This window comes from Streptomyces sp. NPDC058000 (assembly GCF_042886435.1).
GTDB lineage: Bacteria > Actinomycetota > Actinomycetes > Streptomycetales > Streptomycetaceae > Streptomyces.
The window spans coordinates 42,846-68,810 of sequence record NZ_JBHVQS010000002.1 but is presented as its reverse complement, the minus strand read 5'-3'; the positions used below and the strand labels follow the sequence as shown (position 1 = coordinate 68,810).

Here is a 25,965-nt window from a genome sequence, read left to right as displayed (position 1 = left end):
TGGGGGGGGGGCGGCGGGGGGGGGGGGGGGGGGGGGGGGGGCGCGGGGCGCGCCGGGGGGGCCCGCCGGGGGGGGGGGGGGGGGGTTTGCCCCCCCCCCCCCCCGCCCCAACCTTGCTGGGTGGGGCGGTTCCGGGCCGCCCGGAACCGCGCCACCCCACGTCTCCCCGGCCGTCAGTGCCCGGTGCCGCAGCAGGACTCGCGGCGCTGCTGCCGTCCCACCTCCAGCCAGTCGGTACCCGCCGCCGCGCGCACCGCCGGCCCGCCGGGCGCCGGGAACGACTCCACCAGCGCCCGCTGCTCGAACAGCCGCCCGCCCTTGAGCACCGCCGAGGTCCGCACCAGCGCGGTGAGATCGCGGAACGGATCGCCGTCCACCAACGTCATGTCGGCGAGCTTGTCCACCTCCAGCGTCCCCAGATCACGCTCCGCACCGAACACCCGGGCCGGCAGCACCGTCGCGGTGCGCAGCGCCTGTACGACGCTCAACCCGCCCCGGTGCAGCGCCCGCAACGCCAGATGGAGCGACAGCCCCACCGGTACCAGCGGCTGGTCCGTCCCCAGCGCCACCAGCCCGCCACCGTCCAGGATCCGCCGGTAGACATCCACCTCGATCCCGATGTCGGCCAACTGCGCCGCCGTCGGCCGGTGTCCGGCGTTCTCCCGGACCACCGCGCTGTCCCACGGTGGCATCAGCCGGCTCACCCGCACGTCCTCGGCCAGCGCCGGATCCTCCCCGATCAGCGGCGACGCCGAGAACGGCGTGGCCAGCATGTGCAGCCCGCCGGCCGTGTAGACGTTCTCCACGTCCTGGTACGCATGGCCCGAACCGGACACCGCATGCCCGAACTCCAGCCGCTGGGTGGCCTGTAGATGGGTCGTCAGGTCCTGGCCCACCTGCACCCCGGGGGTGAGCAGGTGACTCCCCGAGCGCACCCCGAGCCGGTCGTGCGCGAAGCGGGCCGCCTCCGCCATCACCCAACCCGGCGCCCGGACATAGGTCTTGACGAAATCCCAGTCCAGCGCCGCACCCCGGGCCAACGACCGCCGCAGCCCCGCCTCGGTACGGTGCGCCCGCCCCATGCTGTACGCCACCCGCCCGCCGTCCAACAGCTCACCGCAGGTCAGCAGCCGCGGACCGGCCAGCACCCCGGCGGCCAGCGCCTCCCGCAGCCGCGCCTGCTCGTACGAGAAGCCGCCGCAGGACACCGTGGTGGTGATGCCGTACGCGAGTTGCAGCGCGGTCTGCCGCCCGCCGTACGTCGTCTGCCAGGGGTGCGTGTGGGCGTCCCACAGCCCCGGCAGCACGGTCCGCTCCGCGGCGTCCACCCGGCGGGCGGTGCCGGCCCGGGACGCCCGGTACGGCTCCACCGCCGTGATCCGCCCGTTCCGGACCACCACGTCGACGTCCTCCCGCACCGTTTCGCCGGTGCCGTCCCAGAACCGGCCCGCGTGCACCACGGTGTCCCGGGCGCGCGCCGGCCGCTGCTCCAGCGTGACCGGAACGGTCCGGGCCGGACCGCCGGACACCGGGACCAGCCGCAGCTTCCCCGCCGAGAGGTACAGCAGCGTCCCGGAGTCCCCGGACCACGACGGATGGTCCGCGGCCTCCTCGGTCAGCTGCCGCGGCGCACCGTCCGGCGTGCCGTCCGGCCGCACCGGCAGCACCCACAGCGCCGACTCGGCGATCAGCGCCAGCCACTTCCCGTCCGGCGACCACACCGGCCCGGAGTCGTAGCGGTCCGCGATCGAAACGTGCTCAGCGACCTGATGAAGCCGGTCCTTCCCGGTCTCCGCGTCGACGATCCGAATGACGTTGTAGCCCTCGCGGAACCGACGGTTGAGCCGATTGCGGTCGCACAGCGCCAGACGGCGGCCGTCCGGCGACCAGCTGGGCCGGCCCGGCAGCCCGCCCGCCCCCATCGGCGCGGCCAGCACCTTCTCCGATCCGTCCGCCAAAGTCCGCACGACGAGGTTGCCCGCCATGTCCAGCGCGGCCAGCCGCCCGCCGTCCGGCGACAGCGCCGGCTGCACCCGCCCGCCGGACGCCAACACCGTCTCCGCACCGGAGTCCACCTCCCGGCGGCGCACCGCGAACAGCCCGTCCCGGTCGTCCGCGTACACCAGCGCCCGACCGTCCCGGGACCAACTCGGCGCGAGCACGTAGCGGGTGGCCGCGGCCCGACTGATCCGGCGCGGGGCACCGCCGCCGGAAGTGGGCGCCACCCACAGCGAGTTGAGCGCGGCGAAGGCGACCCGGCGGCCGTCCGGGGAGAGCGCCGGCAGGTGGATCCCGCGGACCGGGCCGGCCGCCGTGCGCTCGAAGCCGTAGTCCTTGACGCGGTACCGCGGCCGGTCCAGCGGCAGGCGCGCGGTGAACGGGATCGTCTCGGCCCGCTCGGGCGCATCGGGCCGGACGATCCGGAACTCCCCGCCGACCGTCACCAGCAGCTCGTCCCGCGACACCCAGCGCGGCGGCACCGGCTCCACATCGCCGCCCACCGCCACCACCGCACCGTCCACGACCAGCGTGCAGGTCGGCCCCGGATAGTCGGTGGTGCGCAGATACGCCAACCGCCCGGCGGGCGACAGCGCGGGCACCATCACCTGCGCCGCGACGGTCTCCGTGTGCTCGGTGCGCACCGCGCCCCGCCCGTCGGCGGCCACCGACGCCACCGTCCGGGAGACCAGCGCGGCGCCGTCCAGCCGGCCCCGCACAAAGACGATCCGGGCGCCGTCCGGCGACCAGCAGGGATCGAAGTCCTCCCAGGCACCGCCCTGATGGGGCCCGTCCTGACCGGGCACACCGGTCACCCGGGTCAGCCGCCCGGACGCCACCTCCAGCACCCATATCCGGTACGGGCTGCCACTCACCGCGTCGCCGCCGCGCTCCGAGGCGAACGCGAGCCGGGTCCCGTCGGGCGACCAGGCCGGCCCCCGGTCGTCCCACGGGCCGTCGGTCAACTGCGTCAGGCCCGAGCCGTCCGGGGTCAGCGCCCACAGGTGGAAGTTGCCGCCCCGGTAGGCGCAGACCGCGAGCCGGCGGCCGTCGGGGGAGTACACCGGACGGGTGGGCTCCAGATCGGGTGGGGTCAGCGCCCGTGCCTCGCCGCCGGCGCGGGGCAGCGACCACAGGACGTTCTGCACCTCGGCGACCAGTCGGTCACCGGACGGCGCGAGGGTGGCCGCGCCATTGGTGGCGCCGGTGAAGGACAGCACCACGGGCGCACCGGCGGACGGGGCGCCGGCCGGTGCGGTCGACAGGGCCGCGGCCGTGGGCGCGGCGACGCCCGCCAGACCGGCCGCGGCGGCCGAAGCGGTGCCCTGGAGGAATCTGCGGCGGGAGAGCGGCGAACGCGGGATCGGAGCGTGCTCGGGGCGGTCTGCGGTGTCCAACGATCCTCCTGCGAAAGGGGGTTGCGGCACAGTGCCGGCACAGAACCGCCTGATCGTGTCACGCCGCACGGGCCGCCGACCATCTCCGCCACGCGCGCCCCGTGGCCCCGTGCCGCCCGGCGGGCCAGAGTGGGCCCGACCGACGAATCGCCCGCCCCAGGAGAGCACCATGCAGCAGGACGTCCACCAGGCCCCCGACGGCGCCCGCATCGCCACCTACACCTGGCTCCCGGAGACCGGCACCCCGCGCGCCCTGGTCCAGATCGCCCACGGCGCCGCCGAACACGCCCGCCGCTACGACCGCTTCGCCCGCTTCCTGACCGGCCACGGCTACGCCGTGCTCGCCTCCGACCACCGCGGCCACGGCGCCACCGCCGCCTCCACCGGCGGCCGCGGGGTGACCGGCGAAGATGCCTGGCGGGCCATCGTCAGCGACCTCAAGGGCATCGGCGACCGCGCGGCCGCCGCCCACCCGGGCCTCCCCCTCGTCCTCCTCGGCCACAGCATGGGGGCGATGCTGGCCCGCGACTACGCCCAGGAATACGGCGCCGACCTCGCCGGGCTGATCCTCACCGGCGCCTTCCGCACCCTGCCGAGCCTCGACATCGACGCCGCCGCGGCCCAACTGGAGGCCGAGATCGCGGCACACGGCCGGGCCCACCTCTCCCCCTTCATCCCCCGCGCCTTCGGCTCCTTCAACGACGCCTTCGCGCACCGCACCGGCTACGAATGGCTCTCCCGCGACCCCGCCGAGGTCGACCGCTACGCCGCCGACGAGGACTGCGGCTTCCCGTTCTGCGCCGGCCTGGTCCTCGACTGGGTACGCGCCATCCGCAAGGTGAACGACCCCGCCCACCTCGCCCGGATCCCCCGCGGCCTGCCGATCCACGTCGCGGTCGGCGACCAGGACCCCTGCCACCAGCGGATGACCCTGGTCCACGAACTCCTGGAGGACTTCCGCTACCTCGGCATCCGCGACCTGACCTGGCGCGCCTACCCGGACGCCCGCCACGAGATCCTCAACGAGACCCACCGCGACGAGGTCCAGGACGACCTGCTGTCCTGGCTCGCCGAACACCTCTGACCCGCCCGCCACCGGGCCGGGCCTACGCGCCCAGGAACCCGGTGACGCGGGCCCGCAGGCCCCGCGGGTCGAGCCCGTGCGCCGCCAGATGCTCGTCGAGCTGCCCGTAGCGGCGCAGTTCGCCGCGGCCGACCCCCAGCCCCAGCACCCGGTGCGGCCGGTCCGCCAACGCGTCGCCGGCGTACCGGGTGGAGCTGCCGGCCAGGTACGGCTCGACCAGCACCACGTCCGAGGAGCCGGCGGCGTCGGCGGCGGCCCGCAGCGCCCGGCCGTCGAAGGGCCGCACGGTCGTCGCGTAGAGCACGGTCACGTCCAGCCCCTCGGTGGCCGCCAGTACGGCGTCCAGCATCGGGCCGACGGCGACCACCACCCCGCGGCGGCCCTCCCGCAGCGCCACGAACCCCGCTCCGGCAACCGGCCGCGGCGCCTCGTTGACCTGTACGGACAGCCGCACGTACACCTTGTCGTCGCCGGCCGCCGCGGCGTTGCGCAGCAGCACCTCGGCCTCGTCCGGATGGCCGGGCACGTGCACCGTCCAGTCGTCGAGGGTGTCCAGCAGCGCCACATCGCCCGGCGCCATATGGGTGAAGCCACCGCTCGGCCAGTCGTAGGAGGCACCGGCGCTCACCAGCACACCGCCGGTGCCCTGGTGACCGAAGTCCAACTTGAGCTGCTCGAAGGGCCGCTCCACCAGGAAGCTGGCGAAGGTGTGCAGCACCGGCCGCAGCCCGGCCAGCGCCAGCCCGCCGCCGACACCGACCAGCAACTGCTCGCGGATGCCGACGTTCACCACCCGCTCGGGGTGCCGCCGGGCCGCGCCCGCGAAGCCGTCGACGCCGATATCGGCCAGCACCACGGCCAGCCGCGGGTCCTCGTCCAGCAGCCGCGAGGTGACCGCGGCGAAACGCTCACGCATGGTGTCCATCACTGAATTCCTCTCGCAATACGGGTCGTTGGCGAAGAACCGCGGTCAGGCGGCGTTCTCGGCGTTCTCGGGAGCCTCGGGGCTCTTGGGCTGCTTGGGCTCGACGCGGGCGACCACCGCGTGCGGTCGGCCCGGGTGCGGGGCGCGGAACGCCTCGTAGAGCGCCTGGTGGTCGCGGCCGTCCACGGTCGTCGCGGACCAGCCGGCGGCCGCGAAGCGGGAGGCGATCCCGCCGTGCCAGCCGTGGGTGGCCGAGGAGTTGTCGATGACGAGGGTGTGCAGCCGGTCCAGGCCGGCCGGGCCGGCGTAGGCGATCGCCTCGTGGTTGCTGCCCTCGTCGAGTTCGGCGTCGCCGATCAACACCCAGACGGCCGGTTCGGTGCGGCCCTGGGCGCGCAGCCCCAGTGCCGTGCCGACGGCGAGCGGCAATCCGTGCCCGAGCGATCCGCTGCCGATCTCGACGCCGGGCACCAGGGTCCGGTCGGGATGGTGGCCGAGCGGCGAGTCGTACGAGCCGAAGGCCGGCAGCCAGTCGGTGGGGAAGAAGCCCTTGGCGGCCAGTACCGCGTAGTAGGCCATCGGGCCGTGGCCCTTGGAGAGCAGAAAGCGGTCCCGATCGGGGGCGGTGGCGGTGGTGGGGGAGACCCGCAGTACCCGGTCGTAGAGGACCCAGAGGGCGTCGAGGGTGGAGGTGGCCGCCGGGCCGTGCTTCTCGTCGCCGGTCATCAGCCCCATCAGGCGGGGCAGTTCACCGAATCCGTGGGCGCCGCGCAGAGGGGCGTCCACGGCGCTGTCCGTCGCTGTGATCGTCATGCCACGGAGCTTGCAACCTCAAGCAGACTTGAGGTCAAGGTGCGGGCCGCGGATCGGCGACCCGGGGCCCGCGGTGGCCGGAATCAGATCTGGCCCGGCGTGAAGGCGTCCTGCTCGATGAGGAGCTTGTCGATCCGGGCCTTGTCCACCCGGTTGGTTACCTCCGTGGCCTCCTGCTTGTCGCGGACGCACTTGGCCAGGGTGAACGCCGACGAGACCACGAAGACCAGCCCCAGCGCGAGGAACCCGCGCTCCCAGGGGCCCACCGGCAGCTTGATGATCCCGATCGCCAGCGCCACCAGCGACAGCCCGAACGAGAGCGCGGCCTGTACGAAGAAAGCCGTGGTCGTCGGCCGCTGAATCGAGGGAGTAGTCATGCGCGTAGCGTGGCCGCACGGTGACGCCGCCGCATGAGTACGAGTACTCATCCCGGCCGCCCCGCCACCTGCCCCGTCGCCCGCCCCGGCCGGGAATTGGCAACGCGGACCCTCTGACATGCGGTATTGTTCTCGTGCACGACCGCCCGGGGAAATCCCCGGAGCATCGGGCATCGGGACGTGGCGCAGCTTGGTAGCGCACTTGACTGGGGGTCAAGGGGTCGCAGGTTCAAATCCTGTCGTCCCGACTTACGGAAACGTGAGTCGAAGGCCGTGTCGGAATTATCCGACACGGCCTTTCCGTGTTGTTCTCCGGTGCCGCGGCGTGCCTCTGGCGTCCGTCTGCTCTCCAGGTGATCCAGGTGACTCAGGCGATCCGTGCGATCCGTGCGATCCGTGCGTTCGCCTCTCCCCGTCGTGCGGCCCGACCGGTGCACCCACAGTTGTTGTCGCATCACTCAACTCGCGGTTAAGTCCGGTCTTCCTCACTGTCCGTATGTGGACTGGTGCGGCGCGTTCTCGTCGTGTCAGGATGTGGACGTAGCTTCGACGGCCTTAACTGCTCGTTGGGCCGGCCCGACGAACGGGGGAATGGCAGTGGGGGGCGACAGCCGGCCCAAGGGGGAGGGCAGCGTGCTCGCGGAACGGCTCAACCACCTCTTCGCGCACATGCACCCACCGGGCGCCCCGTACACCAACGCCCACGTGGCCGACGAGATCAGCCACGGGACGGCGGAGTACGGCGGGGTCAAGGTCACCGAGCAGTACCTGTCGATGCTGCGCAACGGCCGGCGGACGAACCCGGGCCCCGAACTCCTGCGCGCGCTGGCGAAGTTCTTCGCAGTACCGGTCGGGTACCTGCTGGGGGACCTCTCGCAGCCGCAGGCCGCGCGGGTGGAGGAGGAGGTCCGGTTCCTCGCCGCCATGCGGGACCAGCGGGTGCGTGCCATCGCACTGCGCTCGGTCGGGCTGCCCCCGGAAGTACAGGACAGCCTGACGACGATCATCTCCCAGTTCCGCCAGCAGATGAACCTGCCGGACGGCCCGCCGGACCAGGGTGGTGATCGGCGTGGCGCACGGCCCGATACGGACCGCTGAGCGCGACCGGATCTTCACTACCTGGCGGCGGGCCGGACACGAGGACGGGACGAGCATGCGAGTGGGGCAGATGCGCAGGCGGTGCAAGCAGCTCATCAAGGAGCTGCGGCTGCCCGCCTCGACCGATCTGCGGGGGATCTGCGACATCGTCGCGGCACGGGTGGAACGGCCCGTCCACCTCGTGCCGATGAGCCTGGGCGGGGTGGTCTCCGGCATGACCGCCACTACGGACGACGGTTACTGGGTCTTCTACGAACTCAAGACCTCCGCCTGGCACCAGACCCACATCGTGCTGCACGAACTCAGCCACCTCCTCCTCGGGCACGCCCAGGACCCGGCCGTCACCGAGGACGCGCTGCGGATATGGACGCCGTCCGTCGACGTCGCCACCGCCATGCGACGCATGGGCCTGACCATGGGCTTCGCCCGGCACCACGGCTACGACAACCTCGCCGAGCGGGAGACCGAGGTGCTCGGCACGCTCCTGATGGAGCGCGTGGTGCCCTCCACGGTGGAGCGGGAACTCCCGCTGGAGGGGCCGGCCGCCGAGGTCGCGGCGGCGTTGGGGCCGGCGCTCCAGCACATCCGCCGCCAGCAGGAGGTCACCGGACCCGAGGAGGAAGCCGGTGTTTGACGTCGTCTACCTCTGCTTCGGGGCCGCAGCCTGGGCGTTGGTGGCCTACAAGGCGGTTGCCTGGTTCCGCGACCGCTCCAACACCGATCTCGGGCTCGCCTGCCTGATGACCGGCGGGGTGGCCACGGTCTTCCTCTTCTCCGCGCCCAGCCTCTACCGGGGATTCGACCGGCTGGTCGGCGTCGCCAACCTCGCCATGGTCTTCCTCTACTCCTCCGTCGTGGTCTTCGCCGCCGGCGCGTTGGTGCTGCTGCTCCGGTGGACGGCGGGCGAGGGCGAGGCGGCCCGGACCCGCGCGCGGACCAGGGCGCGGCTGGCGGTCGGCGTGGTGGCGCTCTTGTGGGCGGTGGCCGTCACCGGCTTCGCCGTCGGACGCCCGGACGCCGTGGAACACCCCCGGGACTTCAGTACCGCCTACACCGACGCACCCGGCGTGATGCTCTTCCTGGTGCTGTATCTGGCCATCTTCGGGGCGAGTTTGGCGGGCCTGGGGACGCTCTGCCCGCGCTACGCCGCCCGGCTCGGCGGCTCGTGGCTGGCCCGCGGGCTGCGGGTGCTGGCCGCCGGCTGCTGGCTCGGCCTGGTCTACTGCGCCTGCAAGGTCATCGGCTTCGTCCTGTCATGGACCGGACACCCGGCGCTCTGGCTCTCCAACGGCGTTGCCCCGCTCAGTGCTTCGGTCGCCGCGATCCTCGTCCTCGCCGGCTTCAGTCTGCCCGCGGCCGGCCCCCGGGTCGCGGCGTGGCGCCGACTGCGCCGCCTGACGCCCCTCTGGCGGACCGTCACCGCACAGACCCCCGAGGTCACCATGGACGGCTCCCGGTGGTCCGGACGCTGGCCCTTCGCCGACCTGGAGTGGCGCGCCAACCGTCAGATGGCCGAGATCCGCGACGTGCAGCGCGGTATCCGCCGCCACGTGGAGTCCGACGCCATCGACATCGTCCTCGAACGCGCCCGCGCGGTCTCCCTGGACGACGGACAACTGGCCGCGGTCGCCGAGGCGGCGGCCCTCCGACGCGGCCTGGAGAACCGCGCGGTGGGCCACGTCCCGGTCCACGGCGCCGACAGCGTGGTGGTCGCCGACGGCCGGGACGCCACCGAACTCGCCGCCGAATACGAGCACTTGGCACTGGTCGCGGACGTCTACCACTCGCCGCTGATCGAGACCGTGCTCACCGAGTTGCGACAGCGCAGCGCCACCATGCGCAGCTGACCGCAACGCCGCAGACGGGGTGGCCCGGTACGGGGGTCCGGGCCTCCCGCACCGCGCACGGCGGCACCGACCCACGTGGCCGGTGCCGCCCGGCGCTCCACCGTTGGTGATCTAGGCTCGGGGGCCATGCAGAACACCGCCGAGACCGGCCCCGACGCTCCCTTGGACACCACGCCCCTCCTGGACGACCCGTACGCCGCCTGCGTCGCACTCCGCGAAGCCGGCCCGGTGCACCGGATCGCCGGCACCGACGGACAGCCCGCCTGGCTGGTCACCCGTTACGACGACGTCCGCAGCGCCCTGGCCGACGCCCGGCTCTCGCTCGACAAACGGCACGCGGCCCCGGGCAATTACCGCGGCTTCTCCCTGCCGCCCGCCCTCGACGCCAACCTCCTCAACATGGACCCGCCGGACCACACCCGGATCCGCCGCCTGGTCGTCAAGGCATTCACCCCGGGGCGGGTCGAAGCGCTGCGCGCCCCCATGCAGCGGATCGCCGACGACCTGCTGGACGCCATGGCCGCGCAGGGTCGAGCGGAACTCGTCACGGACTACGCCGGGCCGCTGCCGATCACCGTCATCTGCGATCTGCTCGGCATCCCTGCCGAGCACCGACGCGACTTCCTGGCCTGGTCGGACGCGCTCATCACGCCCGACCCCAGCCGCCCGCAGGCGATGAAGGAGGCGATCGGCGCGATGCTGGAGTTCTACACCGGGCTGATCGCCGCCAAGCGCGCCGAGCCCGGTGACGACCTGCTCTCGGATCTGATCGCGGTGCGCGACGACACCGCGGACGGGCCGGGCGCCGACCGGCTCAGCGAGGACGAACTGACCTCCCTCGCCTTCCTGATCCTCTTCGCCGGCTACGAGAACACCGTCCAACTCATCGGCAACGCCGTCCTCTCCCTCCTCGACCATCCCGAACAACTCGCCGCGTTGCGCCGAAATCCAGCCGAACTGACGGCCGCCGTCGAGGAGTTCCTCCGCTACGACCCGCCGGCCTCCCTGGCCATCCGCCGCTTCCCCGTCGAGGACCTGGAGATCGGCGGGGTCCGCATCCCCGCCGGCGAGAGCGTGCTGCTCTCGATCGCTTCCGCGAACCGCGACCCGAAGAGGTTCCCCGACCCGGACCGGCTGGACCCGACGCGTGACCTCTCCGGCCACCTCGCCCTGGGGCACGGCATCCACTACTGCCTCGGCGCGCCGCTGGCCCGTATGGAGGCGGAGGTCGCCATCGGCGCCCTCATCAGCCGCTTTCCCGGGCTACGTCTCGACGCTCCGCGGGACGAAGTGCGGCACCGTCGGACAATCCGGGCGCGTGGCCTGATTTCGCTGCCCGTGGCCTGGTAATCCGGGAACGCACAAGTTTTTGATGCGTAACCCTTCGGTCATGCGGTAGAAAAGTCCTGTGACCCGCCCGGTGTGCATCCCCCGTCGCACCGGGCGGGTCCTTCTGTGTGACTTCCTTCGTGGCTGACTTTGCGAATGCCTTGTGGCTGGCTTTGCGACTGCGTACGCCTTGCGACACGCCGACCGCACCACCACCCCGTGGCCCGTCTGGCGCACTTGCGCTGCGCCCACCGCCAGCCCTCCTTAGCGTGACCCCATGGCATTTGACGCGCTTGTGTCCAAGAAGGCCGGTGCGCTGGCACTGATCGCCGCCGCCGGAGTGTCCCTGAGCCCCATACCGGCCGATGCTCGTCCCGCCGCACCGACGGGACGTCAGGCCGCGACCCCCGCCCGGCATCTGCCCGGCGGCCTCAGCGCCCTCGCCTGGATGGTCGCCGACGCCGACACCGGCAAGGTGCTGGCCGCCAAGAACTCCCACCGCAGACTCGCCCCGGCCAGCACCCTCAAGACCCTCTTCGCGGTCACCGTGCTGCCCAAGTTCTCGTCCGGTCGGGTGCGCCAGGTCAGCGCCGCCGACCTCGCCGGCCTCGGCGCAGGCAGCAGCGTCGTCGGCGTCCGCCAAGGGCAGCGCTACACCGTCGCCGACCTGTGGCGCGGCGTCTTCCTGCGCTCCGGCAACGACGCGGTGCACGTCCTCTCCGCCATGAACGGCGGTTGGTCGGCCACCGCCCAGGAGATGCAGCAGACCGCCCGCCGGCTCGGCGCCCGCGACACCACCGTGAAGTCCCCGGACGGCTACGACGCCCCCGGCCAGGTGTCCTCCGCCTTCGACCTGACGGTCTTCGCCCGCGCCGGCCTCGCCAACGACGACTTCGCCCGCTACTGCTCCACCACCCGCGCCGGGTTCCCGGCGGCCGGCGGCGGCACCGTCCAGATCGAGAACACCAACCGGATGCTGGTCGGCTCGCACGGCCTGTCCCGCTATCCCGGCGTCATCGGCGTCAAGAACGGCTACACCAGCAAAGCCGGCAACACCCTCGTCGCCGCCGCCCGTCGCCACGGCCACACCCTGATCGCCACCGTGCTCAACCCCCAGTCGGGCGAGGCCAACGGCGTCTACAAGGAAGCGGGCGCGCTGCTGGACTGGGGCTTCAACACCGTGACGCGCTCCGAACCGGCCGGCCGCAGCGGCTCCGACGACGCGGATGACGACGAATCGTGACGCCGGCCGACCCTCCGGGCCACGGCCCCGGCCGACCGCCTAACCGGCGCGCAGCCGGGGAGCCGCCCCGGAGGCGGAGACCGTACCGGCCGCCCCGTTCGCCGGGACCCCGGCCAGAGTGCCGGTCAGGTCCCGTGCCCAGGCCGTCAGTCCGTCGACGTCGATGCCGTACGGGGCGGCCGTGGCATACGGGGCGAGTGCCGCCGCACCCCGTCCCAGCAGTGCCGCACCCCCCGTGACATTGCCGCGCGCCGCGTGCGTGAGCCCCACGGCCAGCTGCGCCAGCCCGCGCCACAGTTGCCGCTCGGCCTCCGGAGCGGCCTTCCACGCGTCCTCCAGGACCTCGTGGGCGTGGAACGGCATCCCGGCGTCCAGCAGCCGCTGCGCCTCGGTCAGTGCCTCATCGGGCGTCCGCGGCACCCCCTCGGGCTGCCGGGCAACCCCCGGCGATCCGTAGGGCAGCGGCCGGCCAAGCCCGTCCCGGGGTCGGGCGTTACGGGCCCGGCCCTGCTCGTCGCGGTCACGGGAGAGGGATGCGGGGGCACCGCCCTCCTCGTACCGGGTGGTGTGTCGGTGGTCCTCCGGGGCATTCACCCTTCGATTGTGCGCCGTGGGACGGTCGCCGTCGCCGCGGGGTCACCGGGAGGCGGCCGGCGGCCCCGAAATCGGCGGTGGAGGGCCCACCGGCGGCCCACGAGCGGTGTCAGGGGACGCGGACCGGGGAGGACGCGTCCGGCACCCGGAGGGACGGTGCCCCGCCGCCGTCCGCCGGGACGGTCCAGACGTCGCTCCGCCGCCCGTCCCGGCCGGGCAACGCGTACGCCAGGGTGCGGTCGTCCAGCCAGGCGGCCTGGTCGTCCACGCTGTGGGTCTCGGCGACCTGGTGTTCCCGCAGGGTCCGCAGGTCCAGGACGTGCAGCCGCCATGGATCGGAGGGACCCGCCCGGACCCGCTTCTTGAAGGCGAGGCGGGTGTTGTCGGGCGACAGCGAGGGGCACTCCACGTTCTCGCGGACGGTGTGCGCCGCCCAGGTCCGCAGGTCGCCCTGGACCAGATACGTCTTCCCGTGGGTCGAGACGGTCGCGTAGAAGAGGTTGTCGTCGCGGGCGAAGGTCACGCCCCAGTAGTTGACGTCGGGGGAGTGGTACCGGCGACCGCCGAGGGTGAGCGGGATCTCCTCGATGTTCTTGATGAGGTAGCCGGAGCGGGTGTCCAGGATGGAGGTCCGGGTGGAGAACGACGTGGTCGCGTAGGAGTCGCCGGTGGCGAACATGGTCCAGGACAGCATCCGCCCGGAGGCCGAGACCCGGGCCCGGTTGGGGATGCCGGTGAGCGCGATCCGGCGCCGCTCGCGGAGCCGATCATCCAGGACGACCGCGTACGACCTGGGCGGAATGCCGGGGCGCCGTTGGAGACAGAGACCGGTGCCGGCGGCTGCGTGGAAGCGCTCGCAGACGGGTCCGCCGGTGGTGCGCCGGTCGTCCCCGGGCGCCGGGCCGCGCGTGCCTCCCCCGGGAGCCGGGGCGGGCAGACTGGCCACGCGGCCGGACCCCGCGCCCGTACTGCGGAAGTACAGCCGCCCGTGGTCGAGGCCGAAGGCCGAGGCGGTGTCGGTCGGTTGGGCGCGCCGGGCGGAGGCGAGGGTGTAGCCGACGGCGACGGCGGCCAGCAGTGTCCCCGCGGTCACGACGGCGAGGATCCGGGCCCGGCGGGGACGAGCGGAGAGGGGTGGGGGCTGGTGGGGCGCGGAGGGTTTGTGCGCCTCGTGCGCCTCGTGCGCCTCGTGTGCCTCGGGGGTCATGCGGGTCTCGGGGGACCCGTGCGGGGGATGGTCGGGGTGGTCCGCGGGACTCGGGCGGGTCATGGGCGCAACGGTCGCCTTTCGGGGTGGGGGGCCTCCGGGCCGGGGCGCTCCGGGGGTGGGCCGGTGTGATCCGGGTCTTGCGGATCCGGGCCGTCCGGGTCCGGGTTTTCCGGGTCTGGGCCTTCCGAGGACGGGTCTTCCGCGGGCGGGGCGGGGCTCGGCTGCTGGGCGCCGGGGTGCCCGGGGCCGGCCGGGCCGCGCCCCGCCCGGCCGGGGAGGAGGACGGTGGCGGCCGCCAGTGCCGCGGCCAGCGCGAGGGCGGCGGTGACCAGGGCCGGGCCGGTGCCCCACAGCGTCCAGGCGGCGCCGAAGCCCGCCGCGGCCAGCAGCCGGCACAGTGCCTGGCCCGTCTGGAGCAGCGCCATCCCGCTCGCCCGGTGGGTGGCCGGCAGTACCGGTCCGGCCAGCGCCATCAGCACCCCGTCGGTGGCCGCGTAGAAAACACCGAGCAGCAGCAGGACGCCCACCAGGAGCACCGGCCCCGCATCGGTGGCCAGGAAGAGCAGATAGCCACCGAGCAGCGCCGCGTGCCCGCACAGGAACGGGATCCGGCGGCCGATCCGGTCCCCGAGGCGGCCGGCCGGCACGGCGAGCAGGAGGTAGACCGCTGCGGCGCCCAGCGGCAGCAGCGGGAACCAGCTCACCGCGAAGTCCAGCCGGCGCTGTAGCAGCAGGTACAGGAACGCGTCCCCGATGGTCGCCGCGCCCAGTAGTCCCGCCGCCGTGCAGATGCGCCGGAAGACGGGATCGCGGAGCGGGGCGAGCAACCGACCCTGGGAGCGGGGCACGGGATGCGGCTCCTGGTGGTGGGCCGGCAGGGCGGCGCTCCCCGGGACGAAGGCGACGAGCAGCAGCACCCCGAGCAGCCCCACGCAGAAGCTGACCACGAACACCGCGTCGTACGCGTCGGCGGTGGCCCAGAGGAGCGCGAACGCGGCGAGCGGCCCTAGGAGGGCGCCGGTGGTGTCCATCGCCCGGTGGACGCCGAAGGCCCGGCCGAGCGCGTCCGGCGGCGCACTGAGCGAGATCAGGGCGTCGCGCGGGGCGGTGCGGACGCCCTTGCCGACGCGGTCCGCGGCGAGCGCCGCACCGATGCCCAGGGTGCCGCCGCCGGCGAGCAGTAGCCCCAGCCGGGAGAGCGCGGACAGGGCGTAACCGGCTCCGGCGACCAGTTTGTGCCGGCCACCGCGGTCGGCGGCGCGTCCGCCGAGCAGCCGGACGAGCGCGGTGACGCCGTTGTAGAGGCCGTCGAGGAAGCCGAACTGTAGTGGGGAGAGACCCAGTTGGAGGACGAAGTAGAGGGGCAGCACGGCGGTTACCATCTCGGAGGAGACGTCGGTGACCAGGCTGACCGCGCCGAGGGCCAGTACCGGCCCGCCGACGCGGCCCCGCGTCACCTTCGCCGTCGCGGCCGCGTCCGTGGTCGCGAGATACATCGATCAGACCTGGTGGGTGTAGGAGGGGAGGAGGGAAGGAGGGGAGGACCTGGGTGCCCGTGTGGTCCGGCCCGGCCTCTTGAGGCGGTCGGTCGGTCAGTGGCACTGGTAGGACGGGCTGCTGTCCTTCGTTTCGCCGTCCGTGCCGATCAGGTCCCAGGAGAAGCCGTTGTCGGTGAAGTTCAGCCGCACCACGCCGAAGGTGTCGGTGAGCCGCTTCTCGCTGTTGGGCTGGACCTCCTCGATCTTGTACGGGTGGGCGCCGCCCATTCCGCCGAGGAGTTCCACGATCCCGTTCTTGTCGGCCTTGCCGTCGGGGTCCTGAGGGGCGAACCGCTCGTAGTGGTGGTCGTGCCCGTTGAGGACCAACTCGGCCTTGGCGTCGTGGAGTAGCTTCCATACCGGTCGGCTGACCGGGTCGTTGCCGTGCTCGCCCGACGAGAAGAGCGGATGGTGCCAGTACGCGGCCACGCACTTCTTGGCGGTGGCGGCCAGGTCGGCCTTCAGCCAGGCCAGTTCCGCGGAGTCCAGGGTGTTGGAGTCCAGCGCGATGAAGTGCCAGTTGTCCTGGTCGAAGCTGTAGTAGGGCTTGCCCTTGGGGTAGGCGATCGAGCCGAAGTACGCCTTGTAGCCCGCGAGGGCGCCGGCCGGGTCGTAGGTCTCGTGGTTGCCGGCGACCGGGTGCGTCTTGTCCTTGAAGGCGCCCCAGGTCTTGTCGTAGTAGTTCCTGAAGTCCTTCAGGCGGGCGTCGTCGTACTGGTTGTCGCCCATGGTCAGCACGAACGCCGGGTTGATCTTCTTGACCAGCGCCGCGGTCTTGACGTGCTCGCAGCTGCTGTCCTTCGCGGTGCACCGCTCGGCGATGTCGCCGGCGGCGACGGCCGTGAAACCGGCGGCGGGCGCACCCGGGACGCGGTCCGGCGCGGCGTCCGCACGGCCGGGGGCGGACCACAGCGCCACGCCGCCGACGAGCGCGAGGGCCGCGCCCGCGGCGGCGGGTATGCCCCAACGGGGGCCGCCAGCCGCGGACTTCGGCCGCCCGGCCGGCTTGTGCTGCTTGACCTTCTTACGCTGCATGACCGTCTTGCGCTGCGCCGGTTTCCGCATCGGCTGCTCGGCGCGGGGGATGGACGTCATATCCGTCTCCTGGATCGGCATGGGGGAGCCGTCCCAAGGGATCCTGAAGGGACCACCATGTACGCGTCAAGAAGTCGATACGATAATTGTCAGGAAACTTTCCTAACGTTGCTTCGTGGTGCGGAAGGGACCGCCGCCACTACCCCAACTGCACCTCGTAGAAGCAGAGATGATCCTTGATCTCCGCGACCTCGGCATGCGGCTCGGGGTAGGCCCAGACAAGGTCCTCAGGGCCTTGTTCGAACGACCAGTAGGAAGCGGTGCCCTTGAACGGGCAGACGGTATGGGTCGCAGACGGCGTCAGCAGATCGGTACGGACATCCTCCGGCGGCAGGTAGTACCGCACCGGACAGCCGGTCTCGAAGAGCAGCAGCGGTCGCCGGCTCTCGGCGAGCACCTGCCCGTTCACCACGACCCGGACGTGCTCGGTGCCGTGCTTGATCTCAATGCGGTGACCTTGTGTGGACATAACCCTGATCTCCGTTCGTGAGTCGGATGGGTACACCCTCAGGGTCGCATCCGGGTGGGTTCAGGGAGATCCCTGAGGCCGGCGCGCCCCGCGATCGGCACAGTGTCAAACATGACTTCAGACATGACGCCAGACCTGACTTCGGGCACGCCTTCAGACACGCCTTTCGACGGGACCTCTGAGGTGACCTCCCGCACGACTTCCCACGCGAGTTCCCACACGACATCCGTGACGACTTCCGTAACGGCATCCGCCTCTCCGTCCCCCGCTTCGGTCCCTTCCGCCGGCCCGGCCCACCTCTCCCGCAGAGCGGTCATCGGTGCGGCAGTGGTGGGTGCGGCGGCCCTCGCCGCCGTCGGCTCGACGCGCCCCGCCGCCGCGGCGCCCCGGCCGGCACCACCGGTCCCACCCGCACCGCTCCCGCCGCTGGACGTCACGGCCCTGCGCGCCGCCCTCTCCGACCTGGCACACCCCGAGGTCACCGGCGCCCAGCTCCGGGTCACCGGCTCCGCGGGCCGTTGGTACGGCACCGCCGGCGTCGCCGACCGGGCGAGCGGCCGGCCCATCAGCGAGCACGACACCTTCCGCATCGGCAGCATCACCAAGGTCTTCGTCGCCACGGTGGTCCTCCAACTGGCCGCCGAACACCGGCTCGTGCTCGACGCGCCCGTGCAGCGCTACCTTCCCGGCCTCCTCCCGCCCGCGTTCCCGCCCATCACCATCACCCAGCTGCTGAACCACACCAGCGGCCTGCCCGACGAGTCGCGCGACGGCGCACCGGACCTGTCCACCCCCGAAGGCATCGCCCGCCACCGCTACGACAGGTGGACCCCGGAACAATTGGTTTCCCTGATCTCGCACGGCCCGATGAAGTTCACCCCCGGCAGCAAGCAGGAGTACCGCGGGATGAACTACGTCCTCCTCGCCCTGCTCATCGAGCGCCTGACCGGTCGTCGCTATGGCGAGGTGATCGCCAGCCGCATCCTGGACCCGCTCGGTATGCGCCGGACCTCACTGCCCGGGAAGGACCCCCGCATCCACGGCCCCCACGTGCACGGCTACATGAGAATGACCGACGGCAGCCTGCTCGACATCACCGCTTACGACCAGACATCCGCCTGGGGCGAGGGCGAGATGATATCGACCACCGGCGATCTGGACCGCTTCCAGACCGCCCTGTTCTCCGGCGCGCTGCTACCGCGACCTGTCCTGGAGCACATGTTCACCCTGCCCGACGGCGTGCGCATGGTCGACGGCAGCCCGGCCCGGTACGGCGCCGGCCTGCAGACCGTCACGATGAACGGCATCACGCTCTGGGGCAAGACCGGCGAACGGTACGGCTACGCCTCCGTCATGATCGCCACCCGCGACCAGCAGCGCCGCGCGGTGCTCGCCTTCAACCCGACCCACAGGGACGCCACCCAGCTCCAGATGACACTCCGGGTCGGCGAGGCGCTGACGAAGGGCTGAGCTGGACGGACCCGGGGGGTGTGTCTTCCGGCGCTCCTGCTGTGCTTCCTTGATGAGAGGGGGGACCGGCGGTTGGGTCGTGCAGGTCGCGATGCTGGTGGTTCGTGGTGATCGTGCTGGTCACGTTGATTGTGCTGGTCATGCCGGTCACGTTGATCGTGGCTGTCGTGTCGGTCGTGCGGTTCGCGGATTTCAGGGGGTGAGGGGGTGTTCGGTGAACCGGCCGCAGGAGTGGAAGCCCAGTCGGCGGTAGACGGGTTCGCCGTCCGGGGACGCCTGTAGAACGGCGATGCCGGTGCCCATGGCGCGGGCAATGTGAAGTGCGGCCAGGGTGAGGGCAGTGCCGTATCCGCGTCGGCGGTGGTCGGCCCGGGTGCAGATGTTGTGGATCCCGGCGACGTCGGCGTGGTGGAAGATCTCGGCCGAAGCGACCGGGCGGCCGGCCGCGTAGCCGACCAGGAAGCGGGCTGGAGAGTCGGCTGCCAGCGCTTGCCGGGCCGCCCCTTCGTAGAAGCGGAGGACGGTGTCGGCGGGCGGGGTCCAGTTCGCGGCGAGGACCGCGGCGTAGTGCGAGAGCTGTTCGGGGGTGGTCGCCTGCTGGATGTCCAGGAGATCAAGGGAGGGGGAAGGGAGAGCGTCGTCGAGTTCGGCCCACATGGCCGTCTCGTGTGCGGAAGGGGGGAGACCGGTGGCCGCGAGCCGGGCCGCCAGGTCCGGCGGTGTCGAGGCGGGGCCCACCCACCAGGAGAAGGGGCGGCCGGTCCCGGCCGCCGCCCGCACGGTATCGGCGATCCGGCGAGTGGCGGTGGCGGGGGTGAAGCGGGCCCCGGCGACGACGTTGAAGGTGTCGTCGGCGAGGCCGCTGTCCGCGACGAGGAGGTCAGGGGCCTCGGTGACGGTTGCGCCCGCCAGGTTCCGGTGCAGGTGGCAGGCGTGCTCGGCCAGGTTCCGTTCCGTCCTGGTCAGGAGATCGCGTTCATCGGAGGGGGGAGGTCGCAGATGACGCATGACAGGTGATCAGAACACCATCGCGTCCGGAGGGCACGGCGATTTGGGGGCACCGGCCGTACGCGCTGCGGCCGGCCTCGACGGTCAGGTGCCGACCGGTCGGATTCCGTGACCGGCCCAGTCCGGGGCCGGCGTGGTGAGAGCGGCGAGATGGTCGTGGGTGGCGTCGGGGAAGGGGACGGCAGCCCCTTGGCGTTGGTCGATATGGAGGGTGAAGAGCTCCTCGGTGGCCACCGGAGTGCCGCTGGGAGCGCCGGCGGGATCGCAGCGGTACATCTCGTGGACCACGCGGAGTTTCTTGGCGGCCACGCCCAGCACCGTGGTGTGGACGGCCAGTTGGCTGCCGTCGGGGACCTCGTCGAGATAGCGGACGTGGGCCTCGACGGTGTAGAGGGAGCAGCCCGTGCGGGCACGGTAGTCGGCGTCGAGACCACATGCGTCCATCAGGGCGTCGGTCGCGAAGCCGAAGACCAGGACGTAGTACGCCTCGCTGAGGTGGCCGTTGTAGTCGATCCAGCTTTCCTGGACGACCTGACGGAAGAGGGGGAGGGGTGGGGGCGGGGTGGGGTGGGGGAGGGGGGAGGGGCCCCCGGGGGGAGGCGAAGCCGGAGAGGAGGCACCCGTGGTCGCCGTCGTTGCCGTAGCTGTCGTAGTCGCCGCAGGTGGCGTGGGTGGCTGGGGCTTCATCAGGCAGGGTTCCCAGGGGTGTTGGGGCTCTGGTGGGGGGTGGGGCTGTTGGGGTGGCTGGTGTGGGGGAGGCGGCCGGTGGCGCGGAGGACGTTGATGACGCCCTGGTCGCGTTCGGCCACCAGGTCGGCGTAGGTGCGGTCCCCGGCGGCGGTCGCGCAGCCGTCGACCATGGCGTCGCGGAGTTCGCGGTCCAGTTCGGGGGCCTCCAGGCGGGTCCAGGGGGACTTCAGGGAGGGGCCGAAGTGGTCGAGCATGTGGGCCATACCGCCCTCGCCGCCGGCCAGTGCGAAGGTCAGGCAGGGGCCCATGAACGCCCAGCGCAGGCCCGGGCCTTCGGTGATCGAGGCGTCGATGTCCTCGACCGTGGCCTCACCGTTGGCGACCATGTGCAGGGCCTCGCGCCACAGTGCCTCCTGGAGGCGGTTGGCGATGAAGCCGGGGAGTTCGCGGTCCATGGTGATGACCGACTTGCCGGCGAGGTCGTAGAAGCGGGACGCCCAGGTCACGGCCGCGGGGTCGGTTTGCGTACCGCCGACGACCTCGACGAGCGGGATCAGGTACGGCGGGTTGAAGGGGTGACCGACGACCAGGCGGGACGGGTCGGCCGCCGCGGTCTGCATGTCGGTCATCGGGTAGCCGGAGGTGGAGGAGGCGATGACTACGCCGGGGGGTGTGGCGGCGTCGAGTTCGGCGAGGAGCGAACGCTTCAACTCCAGCTTCTCCGGGGCGCTTTCCTGGACGAAGTCGGCAGCGGCGACGGCCTCGGCGAGGGTCGGGGCGACCGTCAGCCGGTCCGGGGAGGCGCCGTCGGCGAGACCCAGTTGTTCCAGGGCGGGCCAGGCGGCGGACACCAGGCGGTGGAGCTTGTCCGCGGCGTCGTCGGCGGGGTCCCAGGCAGTGACGTCGTAGCCGCGGGCGAGGAAGTGGGCGACCCAGCCGCCGCCTATGACGCCGGCGCCTATACAGGCCACGCGGCGTGCGGCCTCGGGGGTGGTGGAGGGGGGGTAGGGCATGGGGTGCTGCCTCCTGGGGGCGGGAGTTCGAGTGACGGACCGTGGAGTGACGGAACGCCGGGATACGGAACGCCGGGATACGGAACGCCGGGATACGGAACGCCGGGGTACGGCACGTCGGGGCGTGGGCGTGGGCGTGGGCGTGGGCGTGGGCGTGGTGCGAAGGGGCGAGGGAGTGAGGGTGCGCGGGGCGAAGCGGCGAAGGCTGCGCCCCTGGGGTCCGCCCGGATGTCAGCCCCCGCACCCTCAGTTCCGCATCCTCAACCCCGTTGCCTCAATCCCGCGGCTTCAGGCCCAGCCGGGTGCGGGCCTGGGCCGGAGTGGCCACGGTCGCGCCGAGGAGTTCGGTGATCTGGACGGTGCGTTCGACGAGTTGGGCGTTGGTGGCCTTGACGCCGCGGCTGAGGTAGAGGTTGTCCTCCAGACCGACACGGACGTTGCCGCCGAGCAGGATCGACTGGGCGACCCAGGGCATCTGCATCCGGCCGAGCGCGAAACTGGCCCACTGGGCGCCCTCGGGCAGCATGTTCACCATCGACTGGAGCACTCCGGGATCGGCCGGGGCGCCCCACGGTATGCCCATGCAGAGCTGGAAGACGGTGGGGTCGTCCAGCAGTCCCTCGGCGAGCAGCTGCTTGGCGAACCACAGTTGACCGGTGTCAAAGATCTCCAGCTCGGGCCGGACGCCGAGTTCCTGGATCCGCTTGGCGCCGGCGCGCAGCATGTCGGGCGTGGAGACGTAGAGCGTGGAGCCGTCGCCGAAGTTGAGGGAGCCGCAGTCCAGGGTGCAGATGTCGGGGAGCAGGTCCTCGACGTGCGGCAGCCGTTCCAGGCCGCTGACCAGGTCGGTGCCGGGCAGCTGCGTGAGCGGGCGCTCCGGGTCGATGACCAGGTCGCCGCCCATGCCGGCGGTGAGGTTGATGACGACGTCGGTGCCGGTCTGCTTGATGCGGTCGACGACCTCGGCGTAGAGGCGGGGGTCGCGGGACGGGGCGCCGGTCTCGGGGTCGCGGACGTGGATGTGCACCACCGCGGCGCCCGCGGCGGCCGCTTCGACGGCGGACGTGGCGATCTGCTCGGGCGTCACGGGGACGTGCGGGGAGCGGCGGACGGTGTCACTTGCGCCGGTGAGGGCGCAGGTGATGATGACCTCGCTGGTGGGGGTGGTCATGGGATCCCTTCGGGTCGGACGGGCGTGGGCGGCGGGGGAGGGCAGTCGTTCGGCGGGGGCCGGCAGCAGCCGGGGCGGCGTGCGGTGGGTCGGGACGTGGCCCTGCTCTCCCGGGGCGTCGGGGCACCGGGCGCGCGGGCACGAGGTGGCACGGGGAACGCGGTGGCGCGGGCGCCGGGGGGCTGTCCGGGGAGGGGCCGTAGCCCCGCCCGCATGCTGTGGCCGTCAGGGGCGGGTCGGGTCGGCGGCCGGGTCCGGCCGGTGCGCGTCGAGTTCGTTCTCGACGAACGCCAGCAGGGCGGCGTGCATGGTGTCCGGGCTGGTGCTGTCCGGGGCGGTGGCCAGGACCTGGGTGGCCAGGCCGTCGATGAGCGCGGTGAGCCGGAGGGCGGTGACGTCGGGATCGACGGGGCGGAAGACGCCCTGGTCGATGCCGCGCCGGAGGACGTCGGCGACGGTGGTGCGCCACTGCCGGTAGTAGTGCTCGTGGAGGCGCCCCACGGCGGTGTCGCGGGCGGCCTGGGCCCACAGGTCGAGCCAGACCAGCCACTGTCGGCGCTGTTGCGCGGTGCGCGGGGTCTGCAGGGCGATCAGGTGCAGGAGTTCGGCGCGGGCGTCGGGGGCGGCGGTCAGGCCGGCCGCGCGGCGTTCGGTGTCCTCGTCCATGCACCAGCGGACGGCGGCCTCCAGGAGTTCGTCGCGGCCGGGGAAGTGGTAGTGGACGGCGGCCGGGCTGGTGCCGCAGGCGGCGGCGATGTCGGCGACCCGTACGGCGTGGAAGCCGTGCTCGGCGATCAGGCGGACGGTCTCCCGGACGATCTGTAGTGGACGGCCGCCCTCGGGGACCGTGGCCGGGCCGCGCTCGGGCGGTGCCGCGGGGCGTTCCGGGGCACCCAGCAGCCAGCCGGTGTCCACCCCGCCGATGTCGGCGATCCGGACGATCTCGGCGAGGGCGAAGCGTCGGGTGCCGCCCAGTGACCGGGAGAGTTTGGACGGGTCCATCACGATCCGGCGGGCGAACTCCCGATGGCTGCATCCGAGCCGTGCGATCACCTGCCGGACGCGGTCGGTGACCTGTCCGGTGTCGTCGGCGATCCGGTCCCCGGGGTCTTCGCTCATGGCCGGGGACGCTAACAGGGTGTTGAGAACATCGCAACGGCTCCCCGGGTTACGAGGGTAGAAAACCGCTGTTCGTTCCGTATGCGTGGGGCGGTGTTGAGGGGGCACTGATGCATGAGTCAGTGATGTGACGGATGGGGTGGGACGGTCCGCACCGGAGGCGCGGGACAAGCCGCAACAGCGGAGCTCGACAAACCGCAACAGCGGAGCTGCGCAAGCCACGAGGTCGGAGCTGCGCAAACCGCAGCAGCGGACCCGTACAAGCCGCAAAGCTGGGGCCTGCAAGCCGCCGCAGTCGAGCATGGCAAACCACCACACTGGCGCTCGGCAACCATCGCCCTGCCCTTGGATAAGCCGCAATAAGGGTGAATGTGGCAAAGTGACGGCATGGCTGACCGGGGAGCGAAGCGGCCCACCGTGTCGGTGCCGGACGACTGGCCCGCCCACCCGGACCTGACCCTGGCGCTCAACGGGATGGGCGGCTTCGACTGGGACCTCGACAGCGGGCTGATGCATCTGGATCCGCCCGCGCTGGAGGTTTTCGACCTCCGGCCGGCGGAGTACGACGACCGCCCGGAGAGCCTCGGCTGCCGGGTCCCGGGCTACGAGGCGGCCCGGCTCGACGCCCTGGTGGCCCGCGCGCTCAAGGACGGCAGTCACTCCTACGGAGCCTATTTCCGGATCCGGCTGCGGGACGGCGGTCTGCGCTGGACCCACGCCCAGGGCAGCATCCGCCGCGACCCCACCGGCCGGCCCCGCCGCATCATCGGCGTGGTCCGCGACGCCACGGACGAGTACGCGCAGGCCGCCGAGCGGATCGCGGTCACCGAGGAGCGTCGCCGGCACACCAGCATCGTCGAGCGCACCACCGCCGCCCTGGCACATGCCCGCACGGTCGGCGAGGTGATCGGCGTGCTCGCCGACGAGCAGGGGCTGAGCCGGCTGGGCGCCGAGAACGTCATCCTCGGCCTGGTCGAGGCCGGGCGGATCCGGCTGGTCTCCGAGGGCAGGGCGGGCAGCTTCGTACCGGACCTGGAGTACACCCGGATCGGTGACGAGTTCCCGATGAGCGAGGTGGTGCGGACCCTCACCCCGCGGTTCGTCCACAGCCGGGAGCAGTTCCGCACCCACTACCCGCGCCTGTGGCCGGCCATCGAGCCGCTCAACGTTAGCTCCGCCGCGTATCTGCCGCTGATCGCCCAGGGGCGCCCGATCGGGGTGATCGGGCTGTTCTTCGAGCGCGAGAGCGACTTCCGGGACCCGGAGCGCAACGTGCTGGTCGCGCTGGGCAGCAGCATCGCGCAGAGCCTGGCCCGGGCGATGCTCTTCGACCAGGAGCACGAGATCGCCGCCGGCCTCCAGCAGGCCATGCTGCCGCGCCGGATCCCCGGCTTCCCCGAGGCGCAGATCGCGGTCCGCTACCGCTCCGCCCGCATGGGCCGGGACATCGGCGGCGACTGGTACGACGTGATCCCGCTGCCGGACGGCCGGGTCGCCGCGGTGATCGGCGACGTCCAGGGCCACGACACCCAGGCCGCCGCGCTCATGGGGCAGCTGCGGATCGTGCTGCGCGCCTACGCCGCGGAGGGGCACGCGCCGGCCACCGTGATGGCCCGGGCCTCCGCGTTCCTCAACGAACTCGACACCGACCGCTTCGCCACCTGCACCTACGTCGACGCCGACCTGACCACCGGCGCCGCCCGGTTCGTCCGGGCCGGCCACCTCGACCCGATGGTGCGGCACGCCGAGGGCATCTGCCGCCGACTCCCGGTGGCCGGCGGGCTGCCGCTGGGCATCTCGTCCGAGTTCCGACTGCTGGACTACCCGGTCACCACCGTTCACCTCGCCCCCGGCGACACCCTGGTGCTGTGCACGGACGGGCTGGTCGAGGAGCCCGGCGCCGATCTGGACGCCGGAATGCGGCAGTTGGCGCGGGAGGTCCGGGACGGCCCGCAGGACGTCCAGCAACTCGCCGACCGGCTCTGCGAGTCGGCGGACGACCGGCCGGGCGAGGACGACATGGCGCTGCTCCTGCTGCGTCGCCTCGGCGCGCCCGAGCACGACACGGTGGGCCGCTTCCGGCAGCACATCGCCCCCGCCGACCCCGAGGCGCTCTCCGCCGTCCGCCACATGATCCGGGCCGCGGTCCGCGCCTGGGGCGCCCGCGAGCGCGCCGACGAGATCGAGCTGGTCGCCGACGAGCTGATCACCAACGCCCTGCTGCACACCGACGGTGAGGCCGTCGTGAACATCCGGATGCCGCACGGCGCCGAACGGCGGCTGCGGCTGGAGGTCGAGGACGGGTCCAGCAGCCTGCCGCGCCGCCGGGAACCGGGCGAGGCCGGGGTCTCCGGTCGCGGTCTGCTCCTCGTCGATCGACTGGCGGACGTCTGGGGAGTGGAGCCGCGCGGCGGTGGAAAGTGCGTATGGTGCGAGTTCAACTGCCCCTGACCGGGAGGCGCTGGCCGATCCGGGCA

22 protein-coding genes and 1 tRNA gene are annotated in these 25,965 nt (G+C 72.6%); 9 read left to right on the top strand and 14 right to left on the bottom strand.

What is annotated here, in order from left to right; all coding sequences use genetic code 11:
• Window positions 1–173: 173 nt before the first annotated feature.
• Entirely contained in the window at window positions 174–3,395 is a 3,222-nt protein-coding gene (locus ACFVT2_RS03095) for an amidohydrolase family protein (protein ID WP_390011367.1), read from the bottom strand.
• 169 nt (window positions 3,396–3,564) lie between these two features.
• Between ACFVT2_RS03095 and ACFVT2_RS03090 the strand changes: the two genes are divergently transcribed.
• Window positions 3,565–4,479 (top strand): alpha/beta fold hydrolase, encoded by a 915-nt coding sequence (locus ACFVT2_RS03090; RefSeq protein ID WP_390011365.1) that lies wholly within the window; start codon window positions 3,565–3,567, stop codon window positions 4,477–4,479.
• Between the two features lie 22 nt (window positions 4,480–4,501).
• Here the strand turns inward: ACFVT2_RS03090 and ACFVT2_RS03085 are convergent, their stop codons facing one another.
• The 3 genes from ACFVT2_RS03085 to ACFVT2_RS03075 all read right to left on the bottom strand — a co-directional run bounded on the left by ACFVT2_RS03085 (window position 4,502) and on the right by ACFVT2_RS03075 (window position 6,594).
• Window positions 4,502–5,404: a transketolase family protein gene (locus ACFVT2_RS03085; RefSeq protein ID WP_390011363.1), complete on the bottom strand. Its 903-nt coding sequence runs from the start codon at window positions 5,402–5,404 to the stop codon at window positions 4,502–4,504.
• 45 nt (window positions 5,405–5,449) lie between these two features.
• Entirely contained in the window at window positions 5,450–6,217 is a 768-nt protein-coding gene (locus ACFVT2_RS03080) for a transketolase (protein WP_390011362.1), read from the bottom strand.
• A gap of 83 nt (window positions 6,218–6,300) precedes the next feature.
• Window positions 6,301–6,594 carry a YiaA/YiaB family inner membrane protein gene (locus ACFVT2_RS03075; protein WP_390011360.1) on the bottom strand — a complete coding sequence of 98 codons (294 nt, stop codon included), beginning with the start codon at window positions 6,592–6,594 and terminating at the stop codon, window positions 6,301–6,303.
• A gap of 174 nt (window positions 6,595–6,768) precedes the next feature.
• Here ACFVT2_RS03075 and ACFVT2_RS03070 point away from each other — a divergent pair.
• The 6 genes from ACFVT2_RS03070 (at window position 6,769) to ACFVT2_RS03045 (ending at window position 12,111) form a co-directional block, all read left to right on the top strand.
• Window positions 6,769–6,842, top strand: a tRNA-Pro gene (locus ACFVT2_RS03070).
• 343 nt (window positions 6,843–7,185) lie between these two features.
• Window positions 7,186–7,692 carry a helix-turn-helix domain-containing protein gene (locus tag ACFVT2_RS03065; protein WP_390011358.1) on the top strand — a complete coding sequence of 169 codons (507 nt, stop codon included), beginning with the start codon at window positions 7,186–7,188 and terminating at the stop codon, window positions 7,690–7,692.
• Between the two features lie 61 nt (window positions 7,693–7,753).
• Window positions 7,754–8,326 (top strand): hypothetical protein, encoded by a 573-nt coding sequence (locus ACFVT2_RS03060; protein ID WP_390012205.1) that lies wholly within the window; start codon window positions 7,754–7,756, stop codon window positions 8,324–8,326.
• On the top strand, window positions 8,319–9,539 hold the full coding sequence (locus tag ACFVT2_RS03055) for an MAB_1171c family putative transporter (protein ID WP_390011356.1): 1,221 nt from the start codon (window positions 8,319–8,321) through the stop codon (window positions 9,537–9,539). The genes ACFVT2_RS03060 and ACFVT2_RS03055 overlap by 8 nt, the downstream gene beginning before the upstream one ends.
• A 126-nt stretch (window positions 9,540–9,665) precedes the next feature.
• Window positions 9,666–10,889 carry a cytochrome P450 gene (locus ACFVT2_RS03050; protein WP_390011354.1) on the top strand — a complete coding sequence of 408 codons (1,224 nt, stop codon included), beginning with the start codon at window positions 9,666–9,668 and terminating at the stop codon, window positions 10,887–10,889.
• Between the two features lie 256 nt (window positions 10,890–11,145).
• Window positions 11,146–12,111: a D-alanyl-D-alanine carboxypeptidase family protein gene (locus ACFVT2_RS03045; protein WP_390011352.1), complete on the top strand. Its 966-nt coding sequence runs from the start codon at window positions 11,146–11,148 to the stop codon at window positions 12,109–12,111.
• Between the two features lie 39 nt (window positions 12,112–12,150).
• Here the strand turns inward: ACFVT2_RS03045 and ACFVT2_RS03040 are convergent, their stop codons facing one another.
• The 5 genes from ACFVT2_RS03040 to ACFVT2_RS03020 form a co-directional block, all read right to left on the bottom strand.
• Window positions 12,151–12,705 carry a DUF309 domain-containing protein gene (locus ACFVT2_RS03040; protein WP_390011350.1) on the bottom strand — a complete coding sequence of 185 codons (555 nt, stop codon included), beginning with the start codon at window positions 12,703–12,705 and terminating at the stop codon, window positions 12,151–12,153.
• A 109-nt stretch (window positions 12,706–12,814) separates the two neighbouring features.
• Window positions 12,815–13,975 carry a hypothetical protein gene (locus ACFVT2_RS03035; protein WP_390011348.1) on the bottom strand — a complete coding sequence of 387 codons (1,161 nt, stop codon included), beginning with the start codon at window positions 13,973–13,975 and terminating at the stop codon, window positions 12,815–12,817.
• Complete coding sequence (locus ACFVT2_RS03030) at window positions 13,972–15,411, bottom strand: MFS transporter (RefSeq protein ID WP_390011346.1); 1,440 nt, start codon at window positions 15,409–15,411, stop codon at window positions 13,972–13,974. Before ACFVT2_RS03030 ends, ACFVT2_RS03035 begins: the two co-directional genes overlap by 4 nt.
• 96 nt (window positions 15,412–15,507) lie before the next feature.
• The gene (locus tag ACFVT2_RS03025; protein ID WP_390011343.1) at window positions 15,508–16,548 is read right to left on the bottom strand and encodes a metallophosphoesterase family protein; all 1,041 of its coding nucleotides are present in this window, start codon (window positions 16,546–16,548) and stop codon (window positions 15,508–15,510) included.
• Window positions 16,549–16,687: 139 nt separating this feature from the next.
• Window positions 16,688–17,017 (bottom strand): DUF427 domain-containing protein, encoded by a 330-nt coding sequence (locus ACFVT2_RS03020; RefSeq protein ID WP_390011341.1) that lies wholly within the window; start codon window positions 17,015–17,017, stop codon window positions 16,688–16,690.
• A gap of 315 nt (window positions 17,018–17,332) precedes the next feature.
• Here ACFVT2_RS03020 and ACFVT2_RS03015 point away from each other — a divergent pair, with 315 nt between their 5' ends.
• Window positions 17,333–18,487, top strand: coding sequence for a serine hydrolase domain-containing protein (locus ACFVT2_RS03015; RefSeq protein WP_390012202.1), 1,155 nt, complete (start codon window positions 17,333–17,335; stop codon window positions 18,485–18,487).
• 192 nt (window positions 18,488–18,679) lie between these two features.
• Here ACFVT2_RS03015 and ACFVT2_RS03010 read toward each other — a convergent pair whose 3' ends face one another.
• The 5 genes from ACFVT2_RS03010 to ACFVT2_RS02990 form a co-directional block, all read right to left on the bottom strand.
• Window positions 18,680–19,495: a GNAT family N-acetyltransferase gene (locus tag ACFVT2_RS03010; RefSeq protein ID WP_390011338.1), complete on the bottom strand. Its 816-nt coding sequence runs from the start codon at window positions 19,493–19,495 to the stop codon at window positions 18,680–18,682.
• Between the two features lie 84 nt (window positions 19,496–19,579).
• Window positions 19,580–20,182, bottom strand: coding sequence for a thioesterase family protein (locus tag ACFVT2_RS03005; RefSeq protein WP_390011336.1), 603 nt, complete (start codon window positions 20,180–20,182; stop codon window positions 19,580–19,582).
• Complete coding sequence (locus ACFVT2_RS03000) at window positions 20,182–21,198, bottom strand: 3-hydroxyacyl-CoA dehydrogenase NAD-binding domain-containing protein (RefSeq protein WP_390011333.1); 1,017 nt, start codon at window positions 21,196–21,198, stop codon at window positions 20,182–20,184. The genes ACFVT2_RS03005 and ACFVT2_RS03000 overlap by 1 nt, the downstream gene beginning before the upstream one ends.
• Window positions 21,199–21,472: 274 nt before the next feature.
• Window positions 21,473–22,369, bottom strand: a complete 897-nt coding sequence (locus ACFVT2_RS02995) for a 3-keto-5-aminohexanoate cleavage protein (RefSeq protein ID WP_390011331.1) — start codon at window positions 22,367–22,369, stop codon at window positions 21,473–21,475.
• A 225-nt stretch (window positions 22,370–22,594) separates the two neighbouring features.
• Complete coding sequence (locus ACFVT2_RS02990; RefSeq protein ID WP_390011329.1) at window positions 22,595–23,488, bottom strand: TetR family transcriptional regulator C-terminal domain-containing protein; 894 nt, start codon at window positions 23,486–23,488, stop codon at window positions 22,595–22,597.
• A gap of 387 nt (window positions 23,489–23,875) precedes the next feature.
• Between ACFVT2_RS02990 and ACFVT2_RS02985 the strand changes: the two genes are divergently transcribed.
• Entirely contained in the window at window positions 23,876–25,939 is a 2,064-nt protein-coding gene (locus tag ACFVT2_RS02985; RefSeq protein ID WP_390011327.1) for a SpoIIE family protein phosphatase, read from the top strand.
• Window positions 25,940–25,965: the final 26 nt, after the last annotated feature.

Bases quoted from the DNA above. Each gene is read 5' to 3' on its own strand.
- ACFVT2_RS03090 (WP_390011365.1), top strand. From the start codon at position 3,565: ATGCAGCAGGACGTCCACCAGGCCCCCGACGGCGCCCGCATCGCCACC.
- ACFVT2_RS03085 (WP_390011363.1), bottom strand. From the start codon at position 5,404: ATGGACACCATGCGTGAGCGTTTCGCCGCGGTCACCTCGCGGCTGCTG.
- ACFVT2_RS03080 (WP_390011362.1), bottom strand. From the start codon at position 6,217: ATGACGATCACAGCGACGGACAGCGCCGTGGACGCCCCTCTGCGCGGC.
- ACFVT2_RS03075 (WP_390011360.1), bottom strand. From the start codon at position 6,594: ATGACTACTCCCTCGATTCAGCGGCCGACGACCACGGCTTTCTTCGTA.
- ACFVT2_RS03065 (WP_390011358.1), top strand. From the start codon at position 7,186: ATGGCAGTGGGGGGCGACAGCCGGCCCAAGGGGGAGGGCAGCGTGCTC.
- ACFVT2_RS03050 (WP_390011354.1), top strand. From the start codon at position 9,666: ATGCAGAACACCGCCGAGACCGGCCCCGACGCTCCCTTGGACACCACG.
- ACFVT2_RS03045 (WP_390011352.1), top strand. From the start codon at position 11,146: ATGGCATTTGACGCGCTTGTGTCCAAGAAGGCCGGTGCGCTGGCACTG.
- ACFVT2_RS03035 (WP_390011348.1), bottom strand. From the start codon at position 13,975: ATGACCCGCCCGAGTCCCGCGGACCACCCCGACCATCCCCCGCACGGG.
- ACFVT2_RS03030 (WP_390011346.1), bottom strand. From the start codon at position 15,411: ATGTATCTCGCGACCACGGACGCGGCCGCGACGGCGAAGGTGACGCGG.
- ACFVT2_RS03025 (WP_390011343.1), bottom strand. From the start codon at position 16,548: ATGACGTCCATCCCCCGCGCCGAGCAGCCGATGCGGAAACCGGCGCAG.
- ACFVT2_RS03020 (WP_390011341.1), bottom strand. From the start codon at position 17,017: ATGTCCACACAAGGTCACCGCATTGAGATCAAGCACGGCACCGAGCAC.
- ACFVT2_RS03010 (WP_390011338.1), bottom strand. From the start codon at position 19,495: ATGCGTCATCTGCGACCTCCCCCCTCCGATGAACGCGATCTCCTGACC.
- ACFVT2_RS03005 (WP_390011336.1), bottom strand. From the start codon at position 20,182: ATGAAGCCCCAGCCACCCACGCCACCTGCGGCGACTACGACAGCTACG.
- ACFVT2_RS03000 (WP_390011333.1), bottom strand. From the start codon at position 21,198: ATGCCCTACCCCCCCTCCACCACCCCCGAGGCCGCACGCCGCGTGGCC.
- ACFVT2_RS02995 (WP_390011331.1), bottom strand. From the start codon at position 22,369: ATGACCACCCCCACCAGCGAGGTCATCATCACCTGCGCCCTCACCGGC.
- ACFVT2_RS02990 (WP_390011329.1), bottom strand. From the start codon at position 23,488: ATGAGCGAAGACCCCGGGGACCGGATCGCCGACGACACCGGACAGGTC.
- ACFVT2_RS02985 (WP_390011327.1), top strand. From the start codon at position 23,876: ATGGCTGACCGGGGAGCGAAGCGGCCCACCGTGTCGGTGCCGGACGAC.